The organism is Flavobacterium succinicans LMG 10402, assembly GCF_000611675.1.
Lineage (GTDB): Bacteria > Bacteroidota > Bacteroidia > Flavobacteriales > Flavobacteriaceae > Flavobacterium > Flavobacterium succinicans.
On sequence record NZ_JATV01000006.1, the window covers coordinates 190,990 to 212,564 of the forward strand.

Sequence of the window (21,575 nt, forward strand, 5' to 3'; positions counted from 1 at the left end):
CTTCTTTGATTTTAGCCCCGGGAGTAGCGGCATCCTTTTCCTTTTTTCTTTAAAAAGGAAAAGATACAGCGGATCACGGGACGATGTTGCCTGATAAAGCCTATTGTTACTGCTCCTAAAAAAGTAGTATGACTTAACCACCAAGACTGTTTGTAACTAACCTATGAAAAACCTTTTTACCCTTTTGTTGCTATTTGCAGCGGCTTTGACTCAAGCTCAATTTAGTAAAACACATTATTTACCACCACTTACAGGTCAAACTAATATTATTCGAGATCATTACATCTACATTTCGACACCCAATGCAACTGCGGTGCCGTTTAAAATTATTGAAAATGGAGGTACTGTAATTACGGGTACCGTAAGCAAAACATCGCCTTATCGTTATTCTATTGGATCGGGTGACAATACACAATTGATTACTCCAAAAAGTCTTATCGGGGTCGTGAAAAACAAAGGCTATGTGATTGAGGCTGATGACCTAATTTATGCCAGTATTCGAATGAATGCTAGTCCGAGTCAGTTTGGCGGATTTAATCACGCCGGAGGTATCGTCTCGAAAGGAAATAGTGCATTAGGAAAAATATTCCGTTTAGGCGCGATGTTGAATCCAATGGTGGATGCTACCTTATTGAATTTTGCTTCGGTGTTAGCTACTGAAAATGGGACAAAAGTTACGATATCTAACCTTCCAACAGGCACCTTGCTTACGGATGGTAGCGTGGTGAGCGGTCCTATAACTGTGACGCTGAACAAAAATGAAAGTTATGTTCTTGCTTTAGAAAATACAAATTCTAGCGCCATTCCGTCAAATAGTGCCAAAATGATTGGTGCCTTAGTGGAAGCAGACAAATCAGTAGTGGTGAATGCTGGTTCAATTTGTGGTAGTAACAGTACTGAGGTTAATGGAGCAGGCATTCCTATTGGACGAGATCTAGGTTTTGACCAAATTGTACCTTTGGAACGCACGGGAACCGAATATATTTTTGCCAAAGGCAATGGAACCGATGAATTGGAGCGCGTATTATTAGTTGCGCATACTGATGCTACTAGTATTTTGTTGAATGGTAATAGCATACCTTTTGCCGTTCTAAACAAAGGAGAATATGCGGTTATTGATGGATCCTATTTTAGTAACGGGAGCTTGTACATTAAAACTTCGGAAAAAGTATTTGCCTACCAAAGTATTGGGGGAACAAACTCACCAGCGAATCAAAATATGTTTTTTGTACCGCCCTTAAATTGCTCAACGCCGAATGTAGTAGATAACATTCCTGATATTCAAGAGATAGGAGCCATTACTTACTCGGGGGGACTAAATATTATTACAGAAAACGGAGCTACGGTTTTAGTGAACAACGCACCGATTTCGGCATTACCTCAAACCATTACTGGGAATCCTGCTTTTGTAAAATATACCATAACAAGCCTTTTTGGAAATATTGCCGTGAAATCCACCAAACAAGTCTATGTTTCGTATTCTGGAACTAATGGAGCGGCTACTTATGGTGGATATTATTCTGGTTTTGATTTGAAACCTGAAATTGTTTCGGATAAAATAGCTATCGGTACTTCGTCTTGCATACCCAATGTGGTATTAAAAATTAGTAGTTTATCGGCTTATGATAATTTTCAATGGTACAAAGATGATGTAGAAATAACGGGAGCAACAACTAATACTTATACGCCTACAACTCCTGGTTATTACCAAGTAAGAGGAAGTATTTCTGGCTGCTTGAGTGAAGTTTTTTCGGATAAAATTCCCGTAAGTGAATGTCCTAAAGATGATGACAATGATGGCACAAACAACAACATCGATATTGACTGGGACAACGATGGAATAGTAAATACAACAGAAGGCGCGCTCATGCTGGTAAATCAAAGTAATCCTATAGTTGGCAGCAATTACGCTGGTACAGTTACTGGTACTGGATCTATTTCTGGCTATGTTGATTACGGCTTTGTCTCAAATGTTCCAGCAGGCAAAAACAATCCTACCATTTATAACCTTAACTGGACAAAACCTGAATCAGTAACATTTAACTACATAGGTCCTGATATTGGAAAGACTACTCCAGTTGCTGATTTAGCTAATGGAGATGGGGATTTTATCATTTCTGTACCTCCAAATCAAACGCTAACAATCACTGACCCGTTTGATGAATTATTGATTGACACCAACTTTGATGGCATTTACGAAAGCGGTGTAAAAGAATTTACCTCTTTCGAAATCAGGTTCCGTTTTAAAAGCACGACCAGCATACCTGCTGGTAGCATGCGATTTAAAATCCAAGGATATGCTATTGACTCGTTAATTTTTAAACATAGTAATCTTTCGGAATCAACTAGTAACCAAGCTCCTTTTCAAATTTACACTTTTGGATCCGTTGATTCAGATGCTGACGGAATTCCTAACCAATTTGATTCCGACAGTGACAACGATGGCATTTTAGACACCCTCGAAGCACAAGGAAATACTACTGTAACAATTGCCAACACTGACTCCGATAAAAACGGGTTGGATAACGCCTTCGAACCAGGCTTTACTCCAATAGATACGGATAACGATGGTATTCCCGATTACAAAGATTTAGATAGTGACAACGACGGAATTTTAGATACTACAGAAACAGGCTCAGATCAAGATGCTGACGGCAGTGCTAACTATCGCGATCTTGACCGTGATAACGATTCATGCAACGATGTTATTGAAGCTGGATTTCCTGATCCTGATGGAGATGGAAAACTGGGAACGGCTCCTATTTTGGTTGATACCAACGGGCGCGTAATTGGTGCACCATATACCCTTCCAAATCCTAATTACAGTATTGCAGCACCAATCACAATCACGACGCAACCGGCAAACAAATCGCAATGCCTTTTGCAAAGCGCAACTTTTGAAGTGGTATCCAATGCCGAAAGTTTTCAATGGCAATGGAGTACTGATGGAGTGACTTGGAACAATTTAATCAACAATGTTGATTATACTGGGGTAACCACAGCAATTCTGCAAGTAAATAATATTGCTTCAACTATGAATGGTTACAGTTATAGAGTACTATTAAACAGAGTTGGAAACTCTTGTGGTTTAATCTCTACAGTAGCAACCTTAACGACTTTTGCGCTGCCAACCGTTGCCCCTATTACCATTGTGCAATGCGATGATGATTTAGATGCTATTTCTACATTTAATTTAACCGTAAAAAACGACGCTATTTCCAGTAATGCTGCCAACGAAATTTTCACTTACTATACCACACTAGCCGGTGCTACTACTGCAAATTCCCTGCAATTAATTACTGCACCATTTGCTTTTACTAATACCATTCCAGGCACTATGGATGTTTGGGCAAGAGTGGTAAACAGTAACGGTTGCTTTAGTGTGGCTAAAATAAACCTACAAGTTGTCGCCACAAGTATTCCTTCAAACTATAAAATTATAGTCCCAACTGTTTGCGATGATTTTTTGGATAGTAATGGAGTCAATAATGCGAATAATAACAAGCGAGATGGGATCGCTTCATTTGATTTAACGACAACAAAAGCAACAATTCAAGACCTTTTACCCACAACAGCTGGCGTGGCGTATAACGTTGTTTATTATAGAAATCAGGCCGATGCTTTATCCGAACTCAATGCCATCACCGATATCGCCAATTATAGAAATATAGGTTATCCTGACACACAAGATATTTGGGTGCGCGTGGATAGCGATGTTGATAATGCTTGTTTTGGACTAGGTCCTTTTGTCTCGATTACAGTAGAAAAATTGCCAATTGCAAACCCATTTAACATTGCTAGACAATGCGATGATAATCAAGACGGGGTTTTTAATTTTGACACCTCTACATTAGAAAGTTCCTTGATCGGAACCAATCAATCCTTTCCAGTAACAGTAAGGTATTTTGATGCTTCAAATAATCCTTTGAAAGATGCCAATGGAGTTTTGATTAATAGCCCATTTCCAACAACATTTGCTTCCACTTCACAGATCATAAAAGCAGTGGTTACCAATAACACCACGCTGCAATGTTTTGATGAAACGTTAATTGAGTTTATTGTTGACGATTTACCAGAAGTTTTTCCATTACCTGCATCGTTAACCACTACCTGCGATGATGAGGCGGACCCAATAACACAAGACGGAAAATTTGCATTTGACACATCAACCATTCAAGCCACTTTACTTGGAGGCCAAACAGGTTTGGTAGTTTCTTATGTTGACCAAAATGGTGCGGCATTACCAAGTCCGCTACCCAATCCATTTCTCACTGCAACACAAAATATTACCGCCACAATTGAAAACCTAAGCAATCCAAATTGTAAAGCAACTTATAGTATACCTTTTATTGTTAACCCCCTGCCTAATATCAACTTGAATACGGATGGATCTGAAGATGAACTGGTATGTACCAATTTGCCTACCTTCAGTGTACAACTCGATGGAGGCATCAACGATGGAAGTCCGAGTACAAACTATACTTATGTTTGGACAAAAGACGGAGCGATACTATCAGGGCAAACAAATTATACCTTAACAGTTAATAGTGCCGGATTGTATACTGTTGAAGTCATCAATCTCCAAGGCTGCAGTAGCACTAGATCTATCAAAGTAACGGCCTCAGATATTGCCAAAATTGAATCGGTAGAAGTGGTGGATTTGAACGATATAAATAAAATAACTATTAATGTTTCAGGTCCTGGTGATTATGAATACAGTTTAAATGATGCGACAGGTCCTTTTTTATCCTCGAATGTGTTTGAAAACATTCCTTCAGGGATTCACACAATTTATGTCAATGATAAAAATGGCTGTGGAATAGTGAGCAAAGAAATCGCAGTGGTGGGAGCTCCTAAATTCTTCACCCCAAACGGTGACGGTTTCAACGACTATTGGAATGTAAAAGGAACCAATACTACAGCAAATTCCAAATCGACGATAAGAATCTTTGATCGTTATGGCAAATTGCTCAAGCAAATATTCCCGAACAGCAATGGCTGGGACGGAACCTTTAACGGCCAACCGCTACCCGCTGATGATTATTGGTACATCGCAACACTCGAAGATGGTCGCGAAATCAAAGGTCATTTTGCCCTGAAACGCTAGATTTACGGTAAATAAAGAATCATTTAGCACAAAAAATTATCAACTACCATCGTTTGCGTAACTTTAGTATCTAAAAAAAAAGTTAAGAACAAATTTGCTTATTTGTTTTATCGGTAAATTTAGAAATGAAATACTTCTCTTTTTCATAAAAAAAATAAAAAAGAGAAGTGTTTTATAATCATTCTTTAATAAATCTGTTTTAAAATGAAAAAAGCAACCCTACTCTTACTTCTTATCACTACTACCCTTCAAGCACAAATCAATCGCATTGAGCCCGCTAATTGGTGGGTAGGTATGAAATTAAACCAAATTACCCTTTTGGTTTACGGCAACAATATTCAAGATTTAGAACCCAACACAAAATACAAGGGGTTAAGTATAGTAAAAACTGAAAAAGTTGAAAATCCCAATTATCTTTTTGTTACAGTCAATATCAGCCCGGAAACTGTTGCAGGAACAGCCAAAATTAACTTCAACAAAAAAGGAAAAACGATTATTTCCAAAGATTTTCCGCTATTGGCAAGAGAAAAAAACAGTGCTACTAGAGCCAGTTTTTCTAACAAAGATGCCATACTGTTAATCATGCCCGATCGTTTTGCCAATGGCAATCCCAAAAACGACAACATGCCTGGCAGTCTTGAAAAAGCCAATCGCACAGACGAAAACGGACGACACGGTGGCGATATTCAAGGGATCATCAACAACTTAGACTATATCCAATCCCTTGGTTATACTCAAATCTGGAATACACCACTACTCGAAAACAACATGCCAAAATATTCCTATCATGGTTATGCGGCTACCGATTTTTACAAAATAGATCCTCGTTTTGGAACCAATGAAGATTTCAAAAAACTAGTGACCGAAGCTAAAAAAAGAAACATTGGCCTGATTTGGGATGTAGTATTGAATCACTGTGGTTTAGAATATTACTTTATCAAAGACATGCCGATGAAGGATTGGGTAAATGTTCCAGATACCAAGACCAGAACCAATCACCTTAAATCGACACTTTTGGATCCTTACGCAACCGCTGAGGATAAAAAAGGGTACACCGATGGCTGGTTTGATACCACTATGCCAGATTTAAACCAAAGAAACCCATTCATGGCCAGTTATTTGACCCAAAACACCATTTGGTGGATCGAATATGCAGGACTTTCAGGATTTAGAGAAGATACTTTTTCGTATGCCGATAAAGACTTTTTGACGTATTGGACCAAAACTATTTTAGAGGAATATCCCAACTTTAATGTTGTTGGCGAGGAAATGACCAATGTAAAAGAAATTGCAGCCTATTGGCAAAAAGACAAAAAAAATGTAGACGGTTACCAATGCTATCTACCCTCGTTAATGGACTTTGCCTTAACGGATAATTTGGTAAAAGCGTTGAATACCAAAAATGAATGGGAATCGACTTGGAAAGAAGTATACAAAGGTATGGGAGAAGACCATATTTTTCCTAACCCCAATAATCTATTGATTTTTCCAGATAATCACGATATGGATCGTATTTACTCTAGATTGAATAAAAATTTAGACAATTGGAAATTAGCCATGACGTTGTATGCCACCATGCGAGGTATTCCGCAAATCTATTACGGAACCGAATTATTATTTACACATGAAAAAATGGGTAATGACGGGCAACGCAGAGCCGATTTCTATGGAGGATGGGAAGGTGATACCAAAAATGCACTTACAGGCAAAGGAATGACTGCCGATGAATTAGAAGCCCAAAAATTCTTCAAAAATCTCTTTCAATGGAGAAAAACAGCTACAGCTATTCACGATGGAAAATTCACCCATTATGTGCCTGAGAAAAATGAAGCATACGTTTATTTCAGATCTACCGATACGCAAAAAATCATGGTGATTTTGAATAAAAACGATAAAAAAATCACCTTGGACATGAAAACATATCATGACATGATTCCTGCCAGCTTCAATGCAAAAGAAGCTTTAACGGGAAAAGAAATAAATGTAAATGAAACACTAGAAGTCGCCCCAAAATCAGCCTTAATTCTAGAAATTAAATAACAGTTCGATGAAAAAGTATTGCATCCTTCTCCTAACGCTGTTTTTGATTACATTCACAAAAGCACAAGTAAAAGTCACCTCAGGCAAAATACAGCGCTTTGAAAATTTCAAATCAAAATTAATTGATGCTCGAACAATCGATGTCTGGCTCCCAGAAGGTTATTCCAATAAAGAAAAATATGCCGTCTTGTATATGCATGACGGCCAAGCCTTGTATGACGCTGAAAGTACTTGGAACCAACAAGCGTGGGAAGTAGACGAAGTAGCAGGAAAATTGATAGCCGCAGGAAAAACTAAAAAATTTATTGTGGTAGGCATTTACAACAACGGCCCAAAACGCCACCCTGAATATTTTCCTCAAAAACCTTTTGAGAGCTTGACTCCAATACAAAAAGACACAGTAACAGCTCAATTACAAAAAGCAGGTAGAACCAAAGACATCTTTAAACCCTACTCTGATTTGTATTTGAAATTTTTGGTTACCGAGCTAAAACCCTTTATCGACAAGACTTTCTCTACCAAAAAGGATCAACAAAACACTTTTGTAGCAGGATCTAGTATGGGTGGCTTGATTTCGATGTATGCTATTTGTGAATATCCAAAAGTTTTTGGAGGTGCCGCATGTTTGTCTACACACTGGCCCGGAACATTCGCAATAAGTAATAATCCTATTCCTGATGCCTTTGTAGCGTACCTTCAAAAGAAACTTCCTGATCCTAAAAATCATAAAATCTACTTTGATTATGGCGATCAAACCTTGGATGCTTTATATCCAGCCTTGCAACAAAAAGTAGATCAAGTGATGATGAACAAGGGATTTACTTCGAATAACTGGGAAACCAAATTTTTCCCTGGAGAAAACCATTCCGAAACAGCCTGGGCCAAACGATTGGATCTTCCTTTATTGTTTTTATTAAAAAATTAAAATAAATAAAATTGAAACTACCCTCTTTACTTTTACTGATTAGCGCGATAGGTTTTGCTCAAAATAACGCTTTAACGGTGACTATCACTGGCATTCAAAACAACTCTGGAAAACTTATGGCTGAAGTCTACAACTCGAAAGGAAAGTTTTTGAAATCCGCTTATAAAACAACCTCAACAAGTATAAAATCAAATACAGCAACTGTTATTTTTAGCGATTTACCCAAATCCGAATACACTGTTATGGTATATCACGACGAAAACAACAATGGGAAATTGGACAAAAACTTCATCGGAATGCCCAAAGAACCCGTTGCTTGTTCTAACAATGCCAAAGGCTTTATGGGACCTCCAAAATATGAGGATGCGAAGTTTTCGCTTGTCACTGATTCAAAAATTACGATCAAAATGAATGATAAATTATAATTTCTAATGGTAGTAATATTGTGTTAGGGATAGCAGCGGCATCCTTTTTGGGGCTTTTTTCTAGCCCCAAAAAGATATAGCGGATAGCCCGGCCCGCCTTTTTCTGGCGGGAAACACCATAAAAAAATCCCAAACTCCATTACTTTGGAATTTGGGATTTACTATTTTGATATTTAGAAAAATTTAAACTTTAAATCTTTTTCTATCTGTTTCAGTTAAATAGATTTTTCTCAAACGAATAGATTTTGGTGTACACTCTACATATTCATCTTTTTGAATGTATTCTAAAGCTTCTTCCAATGAAAAGATAATTGGAGGAATAATTCTAGCTTTTTCATCATTTCCAGAAGAACGTACGTTAGATTGTTTTTTCTCTTTCGTTACGTTTACACACATATCATCTCCACGAGAGTTTTCTCCAATAACTTGTCCTTCGTAGATTTCAGCATTTGGCTCCACGAAAAACTTACCACGATCTTGCAATTTATCGATAGAATAAGGAATAGCTTTCCCTTTCTCCATAGAGATCAATGAACCTTTGTTACGTCCAGCAATTTCACCTTTGTAAGGCTCATAACCGATAAAACGGTGTGACATAATAGCCTCACCTGCAGTAGCAGTAAGCAATTGATTACGCAATCCGATAATTCCACGAGATGGAATATTAAATTTAATAATCATACGCTCTCCTTTAGTTTCCATAGAGAGCATTTCACCTTTACGCAAAGTAACAAACTCTACAGCTCTTCCAGAAAGATTTTCGGGTAAGTCGATAGTTAACTCTTCAATTGGCTCACATTTTTTACCATCAATTTCTTTGATGATTACTTGTGGTTGACCAATTTGTAACTCGTATCCTTCTCTTCTCATGGTTTCGATAAGAACAGACAAGTGCAATACACCACGACCAAAAACCATAAACTTATCCGCTGAATCAGTTTCACCCAATTTCATAGCTAAGTTTTTCTCTAATTCTTTGGTTAAACGCTCTCTAATATGACGAGAAGTTACAAATTTACCTTCTTTTCCAAAGAATGGAGAGTCGTTAATGGTAAACAACATACTCATGGTTGGTTCATCGATGGCAATAGACGCCAATCCTTCAGGATTTTCAAAATCAGAGATAGTATCACCAATTTCAAAACCTTCAACTCCAACAATGGCACAAATATCTCCAGCAATTACTTGTTCTACTTTTTTACGTCCAAGACCTTCAAAAGTATGTAATTCTTTAATTTTAGATTTAGAGATAGAACCATCTCTTTTTACTAAAGAAATTGGCATACCTTCTTTCAAAACACCTCTTTCCAAACGACCAATAGCGATACGACCTGTAAAAGCGGAAAAATCAAGAGAGGTAATCAACATTTGTGGCGTCCCTTCAGATACTTTTGGAGCTGGAACATTTTCGATTACCATATCCAATAATGGCTCGATGTTTTCGGTTTGATTTTTCCAATCATCAGACATCCAGTTGTTCTTGGCAGAACCGTAAACGGTTGGAAAGTCTAATTGCCATTCTTGTGCACCCAATTCGAACATTAAGTCAAAAACTTTTTCGTGAACTTCTTCAGGAGTACAGTTTTCTTTATCAACTTTATTGATTACTACACATGGTTTCAACCCTAAATCAATTGCTTTTTGCAATACGAAACGAGTTTGTGGCATTGGTCCTTCAAAGGCATCTACAAGCAAACAAACACCATCAGCCATGTTTAAAACACGTTCAACTTCTCCACCAAAATCGGCGTGACCAGGAGTATCAATAATATTGATTTTTGTTCCTTTGTACTGTACCGAAACGTTTTTTGATGTAATAGTAATTCCTCTTTCACGCTCTAAGTCGTTGTTATCAAGAATTAAATCACCTGTGTTTTCGTTGTCACGAAATAATTGACAGTGATACATAATTTTATCAACCAAAGTGGTTTTACCGTGATCGACGTGGGCAATAATTGCAATATTTCTAATAGATTCCATCTGAGATTTTTTGTGGGTGCAAATGTACACTTTATTTTCATATAAAAAACCTTTCACTCATTGTTTACTAAAAGTTTGAATAACAATCAATTCGGTAAATTCTTAATAAAGTAAATCCATTTGTTAAATAATATTTAATTTTATAACAAAAAAATTATTTATATTTGGGTAATGAAAAATAAAACGAATAAAATAATCAGCGTTTTCATTCTTTTTTCGCTATTTATGGCAATATTTTGGCATAAATTATCTGCTAAATACTTTTTCACCAACCTTCTCTATTTTAACCTAGCAAAGGATGTCTTTTACATCTTATTTGTAAGTTTTTTATTCAGATACATTTTATCTAAAAATGAAAAAAGAAACCTCAAAATACTTGACCGTTTAAAATCGATCAACAATGAGATTAAAGCATCCAACAAAAGATATAATATTGTATCAAAAGCAACAAGTGATGCCATTTGGGATTGGAAAATCCAAGAAGACAACATCATCTGGAACAAAGGAATAGAAACCCTTTTTGGTTACACAGAAGATCAAGTAGGAACAAGTTCGTCTTGGTGGTTTGACAAAATTCATCCAGAGGACAGCATAAAAATGTCTATAAAACTGTATTCATTCCTTGAACAAAAATCAGAAAACTGGCAAGATCAATATCGCTTTAGATGCGCAGACCAAACCTATAAATATGTTCTCGATAGAGGCTACCTTATTAAAGACCAAGAAGGAAGAGCACTCAGAATGATTGGTGCCATTCAGGACATTACAAAACAAAAAGAAGAAGAACAAAATTTAAAATTATTAGAAACAGTAGTCACACAAACTAAAGACGCTGTGGTCATCACAAAATCAGCACCAAACTCCACTACATTACCCAATATCATATACGTAAACAACTCATTCAGCCTAATGACTGGCTACCATTCCAAAAAGGTACTATACAAGCCCTTCAATCCATTTAATACTGAAATTTATGATTTAAATGAGTTTGAAAAATTTAAAACAGCAATTAAGGAAAAAAGAGAATGCCAAATTGAAACCTTAACCTGCAAAAAAAACAAAGAAGAATACTGGGTTCGCTTCTCCATGATACCAGTATACAACGCAGAACAAGAACTATCACATTGGATATCTATCCAAAAAGATGTTACCGAAGAACGCAAACAACAAAAAGAAAAAGAACAACTTATTCGAGAGCTTACTCAAAACAACAAAGATTTAAAACAATTTTCATACATAACCTCTCATAATTTACGCGCACCATTATCCAATTTAATAGGTCTGCTTAATTTGTTAGAAGAAATTCCTATTTACAATCACGAACTATCAGAAATACTTTATGGATTCAAAAAATCAACCTACCAATTAAACGAAACCATAAATGATCTTGTAAATATTATTGTAATTAAAGACAAAGTATCCATACACATGGAAAATGTATCAATAAACAAAACCCTAGAACACCTTTTTAATCAGCTTAAATTTCAAATCAAAAACATAGAACCCGAAGTTGAATATGAACTACATTCCGCCAATAGCATATACACCAACAAAGCGTATCTAGAAAGTATTATAATGAATTTATTAACCAATTCAATAAAATACAAATCAGAAGACAGAAAATTAAAAATATCCATATCCACTGCATTAGTAAAAAATAAAATACAACTAAAATACAAAGACAATGGAATCGGTATCGATCTAAAACAACATTCAGATCTTGTTTTTGGACTATACCAAAGATTTCACGACCACCCCGATAGTAAAGGATTAGGACTTTACCTTGTAAAATCTCAAATTGAATCACTCGGAGGAAGTATAGCTATAGAAAGCGAAGTAAACAAAGGAACCGAATTCACCTTACTATTTTAAAATTTATGTTCAACACACTGTTATACATAGATGATGACCCAATCGCATTACTGATTTGTAAAAAAGTAAATACCAAAATTGCTTTTTGCAAAGAAGTAATAACCGCAAAAAATGGTCAAGATGCACTAGAGCTTTATCAAAAATTATCAGAAGACAAATCTGAAATAGCCATAAAACAAATTGACTTAATTTTTCTAGACCTAAACATGCCCGTTATGAATGGATGGAAGTTTCTAGAAACTTTCACAAACGAGGAATACTCTAGATTCAACAAAACCACCAAGGTAATCATCATTTCATCTACAATTGACCCTCAAGACTTAGCAAGGGCAAAAAACTTTCCCATTGTCGTGGATTTTCTCCCCAAACCAATAACCGTGGAAATGTTAGAATATTTAATGGAGAAGCTAAAATAAAAGAACAAAAAAAAAAACCCTTAAAAAAGGGTTTTTTAATATATTGTCAAATAAATTGTTTTACAATTTAGCAACGTGCTTAGTTAACTTAGATTTTAAGTTTGAAGCTTTGTTATCATGGATGATATTCTTCTTAGCTAACTTGTCAATCATAGAAATAACAGCAGATAATTTAGATGTAGCATCAACTTTATCAGTAGCTATTCTTAATGCTTTAATAGCATTACGAGTAGTTTTATGTTGGTATCTGTTTAATACTCTTCTTTTTTCGTTGCTTCTAATTCTTTTTAGAGCTGATTTATGATTTGCCATTTTATTTCTTTTTTATCTTTTACTATTTTTTTTTGTAGTCCGTAAAGGAATCGAACCTCTGTTACCAAGACGAAATCTTGGCGTCCTAACCCCTAGACGAACGGACCTTGTTCTCCTAAGTTGTTTTTCAATCTTTCAAAATGAATTAGTAGCCCGTAGCGGAATCGAACCGCTCTTACATGGATGAAAACCATGCGTCCTAACCGATAGACGAACGGGCCATTATCCTTCTTAAGTTCAGGATGACTTTTTAACCTTTAATATGTAGCCCGTAGCGGAATCGAACCGCTCTTACATGGATGAAAACCATGCGTCCTAACCGATAGACGAACGGGCCATTATCCTTCTTAAGTTCAGGATGACTTTAATCTGCAAAGAAATTGTAGCCCGTAGCGGAATCGAACCGCTCTTACATGGATGAAAACCATGCGTCCTAACCGATAGACGAACGGGCCTGCTTCTCTAATGCGGATGCAAAAATACAACTATTTTTTAAACGTACAATAGTAGAGGCTAAAAAAAATATTTTTTTTAATATGCTTTCGCAAAAAACACTCTTCCAACAGAAGAATTCCCAGTAAACACACAGCTTCCGGACTCTTCGACTCTATCCAAAGGAATACATCTAATAGTCGCTTTGGTCAATTCCTTAATCTTCTCTTCTGTTTCAGCAGTACCGTCCCAATGTGCCGCTACAAATCCACCTTTTTGATCCAAAACAGACTTAAACTCCTCAAAACTATTTACTTCCGTAATATGAGATTCTCTATAGGCTAAAGCTTTATCAAATAAATCCGTTTGAATTTGAGAAAGTAAATTAGCAATATAATTTTCAATCCCGTCTGCAGCAACCACCTCTTTGGACAAATTATCTCGTCGAGCTACTTCAAAAGTTCCATTTTCTAAATCTTTTGGTCCTACTGCAATTCGAACAGGAACACCTTTTAATTCCCACTCAGCAAATTTAAACCCTGGTTTCTGCGTGGTTCTATCATCATACTTAACACTAATATTAAGTTTGCGCAGCGCAGCTGAAACAGTAGCAACAGCAGCCGAAATAGCTTGCAATTGCTCTTCTGACTTATATATAGGTACAATTACCACTTGTATTGGCGCCAAATTAGGAGGCAACACCAATCCTTTGTCATCAGAGTGCGTCATAACTAAAGCCCCCATTAATCGGGTTGAAACTCCCCAAGAAGTTCCCCAAACATATTCTTGTTTCCCTTCAGCATTGGCAAACTTAACATCAAAAGCTTTGGCGAAATTTTGCCCCAAGAAATGTGATGTTCCCGCTTGCAATGCTTTTCCGTCTTGCATCAAAGCTTCGATGCAATACGTTTCCTCGGCACCAGCAAATCTTTCGGTTTCCGTTTTAAATCCTTTTACCACCGGAATAGCCATAAAATCTTGTACAAAATCAGCATATACATTCATCATTTTTTCAGACTCTTCTATAGCTTCTTTTTTTGTAGCATGTGCTGTATGCCCCTCTTGCCATAAAAATTCAGCTGTTCTTAAAAACAAACGCGTTCTCATTTCCCATCGCACCACATTAGCCCATTGATTAATCAATAAAGGCAAATCACGATACGATTGTACCCAACCTTTGTAGGTAGACCAAATGATTGCCTCACTAGTTGGACGAACAATAAGCTCCTCTTCTAATTTAGCATTAGGATCCACTATTAGTTTACCTGGTTTATCAGGGTCATTTTTTAATCTATAATGCGTAACTATAGCACATTCCTTCGCAAAACCCTCTGCGTTTTTCTCTTCTGCCTCAAACATGCTTTTTGGCACAAACAAAGGAAAATAAGCATTCTGATGCCCTGTCTCTTTAAACTTACGATCTAATTCGGCTTGCATTTTTTCCCAGATTGCATATCCATAAGGCTTAATAACCATACAGCCTCTAACTCCTGAATTCTCGGCTAAATCTGCTTTAACCACTAGCTCATTATACCATTTTGAATAATCTTCTTCTCTTGTAGTAAGGTTCTTGCTCATATTGAATTGTTTGGCACAAATTTTGTTTTAATACTATTTAACTAATAAGTTACGCAAAACTAACTATTTTTGTATTGTTCAACAATAAAAAATCCCATAGATATGAAAACAACCCTTTTTTCCCGAAGAAATACAAGCCAATTGACTCTTATTGGATTTTTAACCTTACTAATTACCTCGTGTGGGTCTTATCAAAACAGCTCCTATTACGAATCTGATGGTGTGTATGGCACAAGTTCGCCCAGGGTAGTTTATAATGCACCCCAAAACAATTCTGGAACTCAATATCAAGAATATTTTAATTCATTACAAAACAATGAAAACTCTGATGATATTTTTACTAATGTAGAAAATTACAATAGTTACAACGATAGTAATGACAGCATACAAGCGCCTTCTACAGGATACGCAAGTTGGGGAAGCAGTCCACAATCTACAACCATATACATAAACGACAACGGTTGGAATAACTGGTATGGCACTGGTTGGGGATGGGGCATGAACGGCTGGTATGGTGGCTGGGGATGGAACAACTGGTACGGCCCTAACTGGGGATGGAATATGGGTTGGGGATGGAACAACTGGTATGGTCCAAACTGGGGATGGAACAACGGATGGAATAACGGACATTGGGCAAACCAAAATCGTTATACCAATTACAACTATAATTCTAGCAGAAGAAGCTCAGGATACACTAATGGATACAATACTTTAAATAGAAGTGGTAACAGAATAAGTTCTAGCAATTATACTAGTAATGGTGCAAGCAACAGAAGAGGCAGTACGACTTTTAATAGAAATAATAATACCACCTACACATCTAGTAACTTTTCCAACAGAAGAAATAGCAGTAGCACTGCTAATCCCGGATATTCTACCAATAGAGTAAATCAACAAAACAATTCTACTTACACAAGAAACAATACCAGAAGCGAAAGCCGAACTTACAACAACAACAGTTCAAATAACACTTCAGGAAACAGAGGCAGTAACTACACTCCTACCCGCTCCTATTCTCCAAGTTCTTCAAGCGGAAGCATGAGATCATCTGGTGGTGGCAACGGCGGCGGTATGAGAAGCTCTGGCGGAGGTGGTCGTGGTGGCCGAGGTTAAAAATACACGAGTTAAATGTTGAATTTTTGATAGAAAAACTAAACTAGAAAATGAAGAATAATTTTATTGTAATTGCCTTAGCACTCATGGTTTCATCAGTACATGCGCAAGAAATTAAAGACGCTTTACGTTACTCGGTAGATAATCTGAATGGAACCGCTCGTTATAGAGCGATGGGAGGTGCTTTTGGAGCGCTTGGCGGAGATCTATCAGCTATTAATTCAAATCCTGCGGGTAGCGCGGTATTTGCTAACAACCAAATTGGAATCACCCTTACGAATTATAGCACTGAGAACAATTCTAATTATTTTGGAACCGCAACAAGCGCATCTGAAAACACATTTGATATAAATCAGGCAGGTGGCGTATTCATTTTTAAAAATCAAGCAAAAAATGCCAATTGGACAAAAATTGCTTTTGCTGTTAATTATGAAAACACCAATAATTTTGACAACGAACAGTTTTCTGCAGGCACCAATCAAAGGAATTCGATTGCAAACTATTTCTTAAACTACGCCAATGGAATTCCGCTAAAAGTTATAAAGAACAGTTACTATTCGCAATTAAACAATGCAGAGCAGCAAGCTTTTTTAGGCTATCATGGATACATGATCAATCCCGTTAGTGAGGATCTCAACAACACTAGTTATACTTCGAACGTACGCGAAGGCGGAAATTATTTCCAAGAAAATAGCGTTTATAGTACAGGATACAATGGAAAACTGTCTTTTAACTTTGCCTCTTCATACAAAGATCGTATTTATATTGGCGTTAATTTGAATTCACATTTTTCAAATTATACGCAATCACAACGCTTTTATGAGGACAACAACAATACATTGTCCAATGTAGAACGCATTAAAAGAATGCGCTTTTCGAATGACTTACTGACTTCGGGAACAGGATTTTCGTTTCAACTGGGCGCCATTGCGAAAGTTACTGATGGATTACGATTGGGCTTGGCGTATGAATCTCCCACATGGATGAACTTGAGTGACGAATATTCACAAAGCCTTAACTCGGTTCGAAGCAGTCTTTCGGGTGAATTAGCACCAACTCTTGTAGATCCAAGGGTGACTAATTTTTACGAACCGTATCGCATACAAACACCAAGTAAATTTACAGGAAGTGCGGCGTATGTATTTGGAAGAAAAGGATTGATTAGTGTAGATTACAGCCTTAAAGACTATAGCAACACCAAATTCAAACCTTCAAACAACAGCTATTTCAGTGATTTGAATAGATCCATGCAGGCTGATTTGAGCAATGCGGCCGAACTAAGAATAGGTGCCGAGTATAAAATTAAGGCTTTGAGCCTGAGAGCTGGATACCGTATGGAAGAAAGTCCATATAAGAACAATACAACCATAGGTGATTTATCTAGTTATTCCGGCGGATTGGGTTATAATTTTGGCTCCACACGAGTAGACATTTCTTACTCTTATGCCAAAAGAAACTACCAACAAGGACTCTTCAATACTGGCTTGACTGATGCGGCAAGTATTGATGTGATCAATAATAATGTATCCTTAACTTTATTGTTTGAATTATAAAACAAACTGTATGATAATAAAAAGCGAAGTCTAAAATGGTAGGCTTCGCTTTTTTTTTGCTGGTAAAGAAGCAACCATGCCGGTCTTTAGCCCCGGTAGGAGCGGCATCCTTTGCTTTTTTTTTCAAAGCAAAGATATAGCGGATAACGGGACTTTGAGAATAAAGAAGCCTATTGATACTACTTCAAAAACCAACCTAAAGATTTTGTGCGACGTTTTTTACTATTAAATAAAAACTAAAGCTATAAATAATTGGTCCAAAAGCAGGCTTTTTTGAAGATCATAGCAATTGAAGTAGAAAAAAATGTAATTTTGCCGTTTCGAAGAAGAAAGAGTAAAATTATGAGAACAAAGTCATCAAAAAAGAACAAAATTAATGTCATTACTTTAGGTTGTTCTAAAAACGTATATGATAGTGAGGTCCTTATGGGACAGCTTCGCGCCAGTGGAAAAGAGGTAACGCATGAGGCGAAAGCGGCCGATGAGGGTAATATTATTGTAATCAATACGTGCGGATTTATTGACAATGCCAAAGCAGAGTCGGTAAACATGATTTTGGAATATGCTGATAAAAAAGAAAGAGGACTGGTAGACAAAGTTTTTGTAACCGGTTGTTTATCTGAAAGATATCGTCCTGATTTAGAAAAAGAAATCCCAAATGTGGATCAGTTTTTTGGCACTACTGAATTGCCTGGATTATTGAAAGCACTTGGAGCCGATTACAAACACGAGTTATTGGGTGAGCGTTTGACTACAACACCAAAAAATTATGCCTATTTAAAAATTTCGGAAGGATGTGACAGACCTTGTAGTTTTTGTGCCATTCCGTTAATGCGAGGTAAAAACGTTTCGCAAACTATTGAAAAATTAGTTAAAGAAGCCGAAGGTTTAGCCAAAGATGGTGTAAAAGAATTGATTTTGATTGCGCAAGACTTGACGTATTACGGACTTGATTTGTATAAAAAACGTGCTCTTGGTGATTTATTAGAAGCTTTGGTAAAGGTAGAAGGCATTGAATGGATACGTTTGCATTATGCTTTCCCTACTGGATTCCCGATGGATGTATTGGAAATCATGAAACGAGAGCCAAAAATTTGTAACTATATTGATATTCCTTTGCAACATATTTCGGATAGCATTCTGAAATCAATGCGTCGAGGAACTACTCAAGCAAAAACTACTCAATTGTTAAAAGATTTTAGAGCGGCTGTACCTGGAATTACAATTCGTACTACATTAATTGTAGGTTATCCTGGTGAAACTCAAGAGGATTTTGACACTTTGAAAGATTTTGTTCAAGAAATGAAATTTGACAGAATGGGTTGTTTTGCTTATTCACACGAAGAAAACACGCATGCTTACTTGCTAGAAGACGACGTTCCAGACGATGTAAAACAAGATCGTGTAAACGAAATTATGGAATTACAATCGCAAATATCTTGGGATTTGAACCAAGAAAAAATAGGCAAAACGTTCCGTTGTATTATTGACCGCAAAGAAGGTGCTCATTTTATTGGAAGAACAGAATTTGACAGTCCTGATGTTGACAACGAAGTTTTAATTGATGCATCAAAACATTATGTTAAAACTGGAGAATTTGTGTTGGTAAAAATTACCGAAGCTACCGAATTTGATTTATACGGAGAACCAGTATAATTGTTATATTTGATTTTTAAAAACACAGTATGCAAAAGGGATTATTTTTAGTTTGTTTAGGATTAGGTCTGTTTTTTACACAAAACAGTTGGTCACAATATTACAACAATGGCTACGGTAATAATGGTTATGGTAACAATGGGAGAATGGGACAAATGAACCAAATGAGTCAACTACCTTCACAACAAAGTGCACCAAAACCACCTTCTAATGAAGAGACCGCTTCAAAAGTTATGGAGCGCCTCAAACCAGAATTATCGCTTGATGCCTTGCAAGAAATTGCGGTAAAGAATATTCTGATTGAAAGTCTAAACGCCCAAGGTGTTATCATAAAAAAAGAAACCTCTAACGAAAGTAAAGGAGAAGATTTAAAAGTAATTTCAGAAAATACCGATCGTAAAATTCTAGAATTACTAAATCCGGACCAAAAAGAGATCTACAAAAAAATCTCATCTGAAGGTTTCAAAAAGAAAAAGAAAAAATAAAGCAATTATTGACTAACCAAACCCAAAAAAATGATGCTTAAAAAAATTATAGTACTTCTTACGGTTGGATTTATGCTTTATTCTTGCGGAACCAATCCGTATAAAGAGAGTAATAAAGCTTATGAAGAGCAACTGAAAATTTTACAACAGAAACTGGCAGAAAAAGAAGCTATTACTTTAAAAAAAATAGAAACTACCAGTACATTAGATACCCTTTTTACCAAGCAAATTAATGCTATAAAGGATTCTATTTCCAAAACAAATCCAGCGGCTTTAGAAAACACAGTGACAGAATGGATTGGTACAGTAAATTTCAACCTGAGAAAGCCCAACTTTGTGATTATCCATCACACTGCACAAGACTCCTTGCAGCAAACTATTAAAACATTTACATTGGCCCGCACCAACGTGAGTGCACACTACGTAATTTCAGATGATGGAAGAGTAATTCAAATGTTAAACGATTACTTAAGAGCATGGCATGCTGGTAATGGAATTTGGGGGAAAAATAATGACATCAACTCTTCTTCTATTGGGATTGAGCTAGACAACAATGGAGTTGAACCCTTTTCACAAGCACAAATCAATAGTTTGTTGGCATTACTAAACAAATTAAAAAAAGACTATAATATTCCGACCCAAAATTTCATTGGTCATTCGGACATTGCTCCTACTCGAAAAGTAGATCCGAGTGCTTTATTTCCGTGGCAATTATTAGCCGAAAAAGGATTTGGCGTTTGGCCTGACGCCGTTGTAGAAAATGCACCTACTGATTTTAATGCAGAAATGGCCTTAAGAATAATAGGATACGATACCAAAAACTTGAATGCTGCCATTAAAGCCTTCAAACTTCACTACATAAAAACGGAGGTAGACGCTGTTATCGATCAAAAAACATTAAACGTACTTTACGCTGTTTATAAGAAACAGCTCTAAATTCATTACAATAAAAGAGGCTTTAGAACAATTCAAAAGCCTCTTTTTTTTATACTAAAATTTAAACCAAGCATAAGGTTCATGCTCAAAATCTAATGCTCTTGGTAAACCATCTCCAGGAGTTACTTTTAGTTCAGGTAACATTGATGGGTTCGACGGATACTTCTTTCCATTAAACTTCACGATACGGTATTTTCCTCCACTGTAAATAAAAAGATCTTTCCATCCATTAGTTTTATTGATATCAATTACAACGGGATTGCCTGATACAGAAAATTGTGTAATTACATTTCCTTGATCATCTAATAGTAGTTGAGTACACCCTCCAGAACCGCAAAAATATGGTCCTGTAAATCCTACTAGAATTTCTTTTTTACCGTCTTCATTTAAATCATATTCGAAGAAAATAAACTTTTGACTCAAATCAGAGACAATATTCTTTGCCAAATCATCTTTGTACAAATCCTTAATAGTTAATCGGATTAAATCTGCTGTTTTCAAATTAGAAGAATTAATTCCATAACTACCAGCTGGAATGGTATCGGTTGGGTCTGGATCTACCAAAGCTTCTGTTTTTGAAGAATCTACCGCAACTGTTGTAGTATCAGTAATTGATTCCTCTGGTTTTGCTTCTTTTTTACAGGAAGTTATTCCAAAAAAGGCCACAATGGCTAGAGTTATTATTGCTTTTTTCATAGGTGTGTTTTTTTTATATAAAAATTAGTTTTCAATTGTATAGTTTTAA

General features: G+C 36.4%; 15 protein-coding genes and 4 tRNA genes. 11 read left to right on the top strand and 8 right to left on the bottom strand.

Annotated elements, in window-relative coordinates; translation table 11 throughout:
• Window positions 1-163: 163 nt before the first annotated feature.
• The 4 genes from AO58_RS17025 (at window position 164) to AO58_RS0107375 (ending at window position 8,497) form a co-directional block, all read left to right on the top strand.
• Entirely contained in the window at window positions 164-5,107 is a 4,944-nt protein-coding gene (locus AO58_RS17025) for an FIDD domain-containing protein (RefSeq protein WP_024981094.1), read from the top strand.
• Window positions 5,108-5,311: 204 nt separating this feature from the next.
• The gene (locus tag AO58_RS0107365; RefSeq protein ID WP_024981095.1) at window positions 5,312-7,147 is read left to right on the top strand and encodes a glycoside hydrolase family 13 protein; all 1,836 of its coding nucleotides are present in this window, start codon (window positions 5,312-5,314) and stop codon (window positions 7,145-7,147) included.
• Window positions 7,148-7,154: 7 nt separating this feature from the next.
• Complete coding sequence (locus tag AO58_RS0107370; protein WP_024981096.1) at window positions 7,155-8,072, top strand: alpha/beta hydrolase; 918 nt, start codon at window positions 7,155-7,157, stop codon at window positions 8,070-8,072.
• An 11-nt stretch (window positions 8,073-8,083) separates the two neighbouring features.
• A complete protein-coding gene (locus AO58_RS0107375; RefSeq protein ID WP_051536639.1) occupies window positions 8,084-8,497 on the top strand; it encodes a DUF2141 domain-containing protein in 414 nt (137 codons plus the stop codon).
• A 183-nt stretch (window positions 8,498-8,680) separates the two neighbouring features.
• On the opposite strand, the gene typA is transcribed toward AO58_RS0107375, so the two are convergent.
• Window positions 8,681-10,477, bottom strand: coding sequence for a translational GTPase TypA (gene typA, locus AO58_RS0107380; RefSeq protein ID WP_024981098.1), 1,797 nt, complete (start codon window positions 10,475-10,477; stop codon window positions 8,681-8,683).
• 225 nt (window positions 10,478-10,702) lie between these two features.
• Here typA and AO58_RS17035 point away from each other — a divergent pair, with 225 nt between their 5' ends.
• Both AO58_RS17035 and AO58_RS0107390 read left to right on the top strand, forming a co-directional pair.
• Complete coding sequence (locus AO58_RS17035) at window positions 10,703-12,349, top strand: PAS domain-containing sensor histidine kinase (RefSeq protein ID WP_255211331.1); 1,647 nt, start codon at window positions 10,703-10,705, stop codon at window positions 12,347-12,349.
• 5 nt (window positions 12,350-12,354) lie between these two features.
• Complete coding sequence (locus AO58_RS0107390; RefSeq protein ID WP_024981099.1) at window positions 12,355-12,765, top strand: response regulator; 411 nt, start codon at window positions 12,355-12,357, stop codon at window positions 12,763-12,765.
• Between the two features lie 60 nt (window positions 12,766-12,825).
• Here AO58_RS0107390 and rpsT read toward each other — a convergent pair whose 3' ends face one another.
• The 6 genes from rpsT to proS all read right to left on the bottom strand — a co-directional run bounded on the left by rpsT (window position 12,826) and on the right by proS (window position 15,087).
• Complete coding sequence (rpsT, locus tag AO58_RS0107395) at window positions 12,826-13,077, bottom strand: 30S ribosomal protein S20 (protein WP_024981100.1); 252 nt, start codon at window positions 13,075-13,077, stop codon at window positions 12,826-12,828.
• Window positions 13,078-13,112: 35 nt separating this feature from the next.
• Window positions 13,113-13,184: transfer RNA gene (locus AO58_RS0107400), tRNA-Glu, on the bottom strand.
• 42 nt (window positions 13,185-13,226) lie between these two features.
• Window positions 13,227-13,298: transfer RNA gene (locus AO58_RS0107405), tRNA-Glu, on the bottom strand.
• Between the two features lie 44 nt (window positions 13,299-13,342).
• A tRNA-Glu gene (locus AO58_RS0107410) sits at window positions 13,343-13,414 on the bottom strand.
• Window positions 13,415-13,460: 46 nt separating this feature from the next.
• Window positions 13,461-13,532: transfer RNA gene (locus AO58_RS0107415), tRNA-Glu, on the bottom strand.
• Window positions 13,533-13,608: 76 nt separating this feature from the next.
• On the bottom strand, window positions 13,609-15,087 hold the full coding sequence (gene proS / locus AO58_RS0107420) for a proline--tRNA ligase (protein ID WP_024981101.1): 1,479 nt from the start codon (window positions 15,085-15,087) through the stop codon (window positions 13,609-13,611).
• A 102-nt stretch (window positions 15,088-15,189) separates the two neighbouring features.
• Between proS and AO58_RS0107425 the strand changes: the two genes are divergently transcribed.
• The 5 genes from AO58_RS0107425 to AO58_RS0107445 all read left to right on the top strand — a co-directional run bounded on the left by AO58_RS0107425 (window position 15,190) and on the right by AO58_RS0107445 (window position 20,830).
• Window positions 15,190-16,200, top strand: coding sequence for a hypothetical protein (locus AO58_RS0107425; protein ID WP_024981102.1), 1,011 nt, complete (start codon window positions 15,190-15,192; stop codon window positions 16,198-16,200).
• Between the two features lie 50 nt (window positions 16,201-16,250).
• A complete protein-coding gene (locus tag AO58_RS0107430) occupies window positions 16,251-17,753 on the top strand; it encodes an OmpP1/FadL family transporter (protein WP_024981103.1) in 1,503 nt (500 codons plus the stop codon).
• 342 nt (window positions 17,754-18,095) lie between these two features.
• Window positions 18,096-19,409: a 30S ribosomal protein S12 methylthiotransferase RimO gene (rimO, locus tag AO58_RS0107435; RefSeq protein WP_024981104.1), complete on the top strand. Its 1,314-nt coding sequence runs from the start codon at window positions 18,096-18,098 to the stop codon at window positions 19,407-19,409.
• Window positions 19,410-19,438: 29 nt separating this feature from the next.
• Window positions 19,439-19,894: a hypothetical protein gene (locus tag AO58_RS0107440; RefSeq protein ID WP_024981105.1), complete on the top strand. Its 456-nt coding sequence runs from the start codon at window positions 19,439-19,441 to the stop codon at window positions 19,892-19,894.
• 33 nt (window positions 19,895-19,927) lie between these two features.
• Window positions 19,928-20,830, top strand: a complete 903-nt coding sequence (locus AO58_RS0107445) for an N-acetylmuramoyl-L-alanine amidase (RefSeq protein ID WP_024981106.1) — start codon at window positions 19,928-19,930, stop codon at window positions 20,828-20,830.
• Window positions 20,831-20,884: 54 nt separating this feature from the next.
• Here AO58_RS0107445 and AO58_RS17560 read toward each other — a convergent pair whose 3' ends face one another.
• On the bottom strand, window positions 20,885-21,526 hold the full coding sequence (locus AO58_RS17560; protein WP_024981107.1) for a COG3650 family protein: 642 nt from the start codon (window positions 21,524-21,526) through the stop codon (window positions 20,885-20,887).
• Between the last annotated feature and the right edge of the window lie 49 nt (window positions 21,527-21,575).

Excerpts from the sequence above, each read along its gene's own strand:
- AO58_RS0107430 (WP_024981103.1), top strand. The coding sequence starts at position 16,251 with ATGAAGAATAATTTTATTGTAATTGCCTTAGCACTCATGGTTTCATCA.
- AO58_RS17035 (WP_255211331.1), top strand. The coding sequence starts at position 10,703 with ATGGCAATATTTTGGCATAAATTATCTGCTAAATACTTTTTCACCAAC.
- proS (WP_024981101.1), bottom strand. The coding sequence starts at position 15,087 with ATGAGCAAGAACCTTACTACAAGAGAAGAAGATTATTCAAAATGGTAT.
- AO58_RS0107390 (WP_024981099.1), top strand. The coding sequence starts at position 12,355 with ATGTTCAACACACTGTTATACATAGATGATGACCCAATCGCATTACTG.
- typA (WP_024981098.1), bottom strand. The coding sequence starts at position 10,477 with ATGGAATCTATTAGAAATATTGCAATTATTGCCCACGTCGATCACGGT.
- AO58_RS0107365 (WP_024981095.1), top strand. The coding sequence starts at position 5,312 with ATGAAAAAAGCAACCCTACTCTTACTTCTTATCACTACTACCCTTCAA.
- AO58_RS17025 (WP_024981094.1), top strand. The coding sequence starts at position 164 with ATGAAAAACCTTTTTACCCTTTTGTTGCTATTTGCAGCGGCTTTGACT.
- AO58_RS0107445 (WP_024981106.1), top strand. The coding sequence starts at position 19,928 with ATGCTTAAAAAAATTATAGTACTTCTTACGGTTGGATTTATGCTTTAT.
- rimO (WP_024981104.1), top strand. The coding sequence starts at position 18,096 with ATGAGAACAAAGTCATCAAAAAAGAACAAAATTAATGTCATTACTTTA.
- rpsT (WP_024981100.1), bottom strand. The coding sequence starts at position 13,077 with ATGGCAAATCATAAATCAGCTCTAAAAAGAATTAGAAGCAACGAAAAA.
- AO58_RS0107440 (WP_024981105.1), top strand. The coding sequence starts at position 19,439 with ATGCAAAAGGGATTATTTTTAGTTTGTTTAGGATTAGGTCTGTTTTTT.
- AO58_RS0107370 (WP_024981096.1), top strand. The coding sequence starts at position 7,155 with ATGAAAAAGTATTGCATCCTTCTCCTAACGCTGTTTTTGATTACATTC.
- AO58_RS0107425 (WP_024981102.1), top strand. The coding sequence starts at position 15,190 with ATGAAAACAACCCTTTTTTCCCGAAGAAATACAAGCCAATTGACTCTT.
- AO58_RS17560 (WP_024981107.1), bottom strand. The coding sequence starts at position 21,526 with ATGAAAAAAGCAATAATAACTCTAGCCATTGTGGCCTTTTTTGGAATA.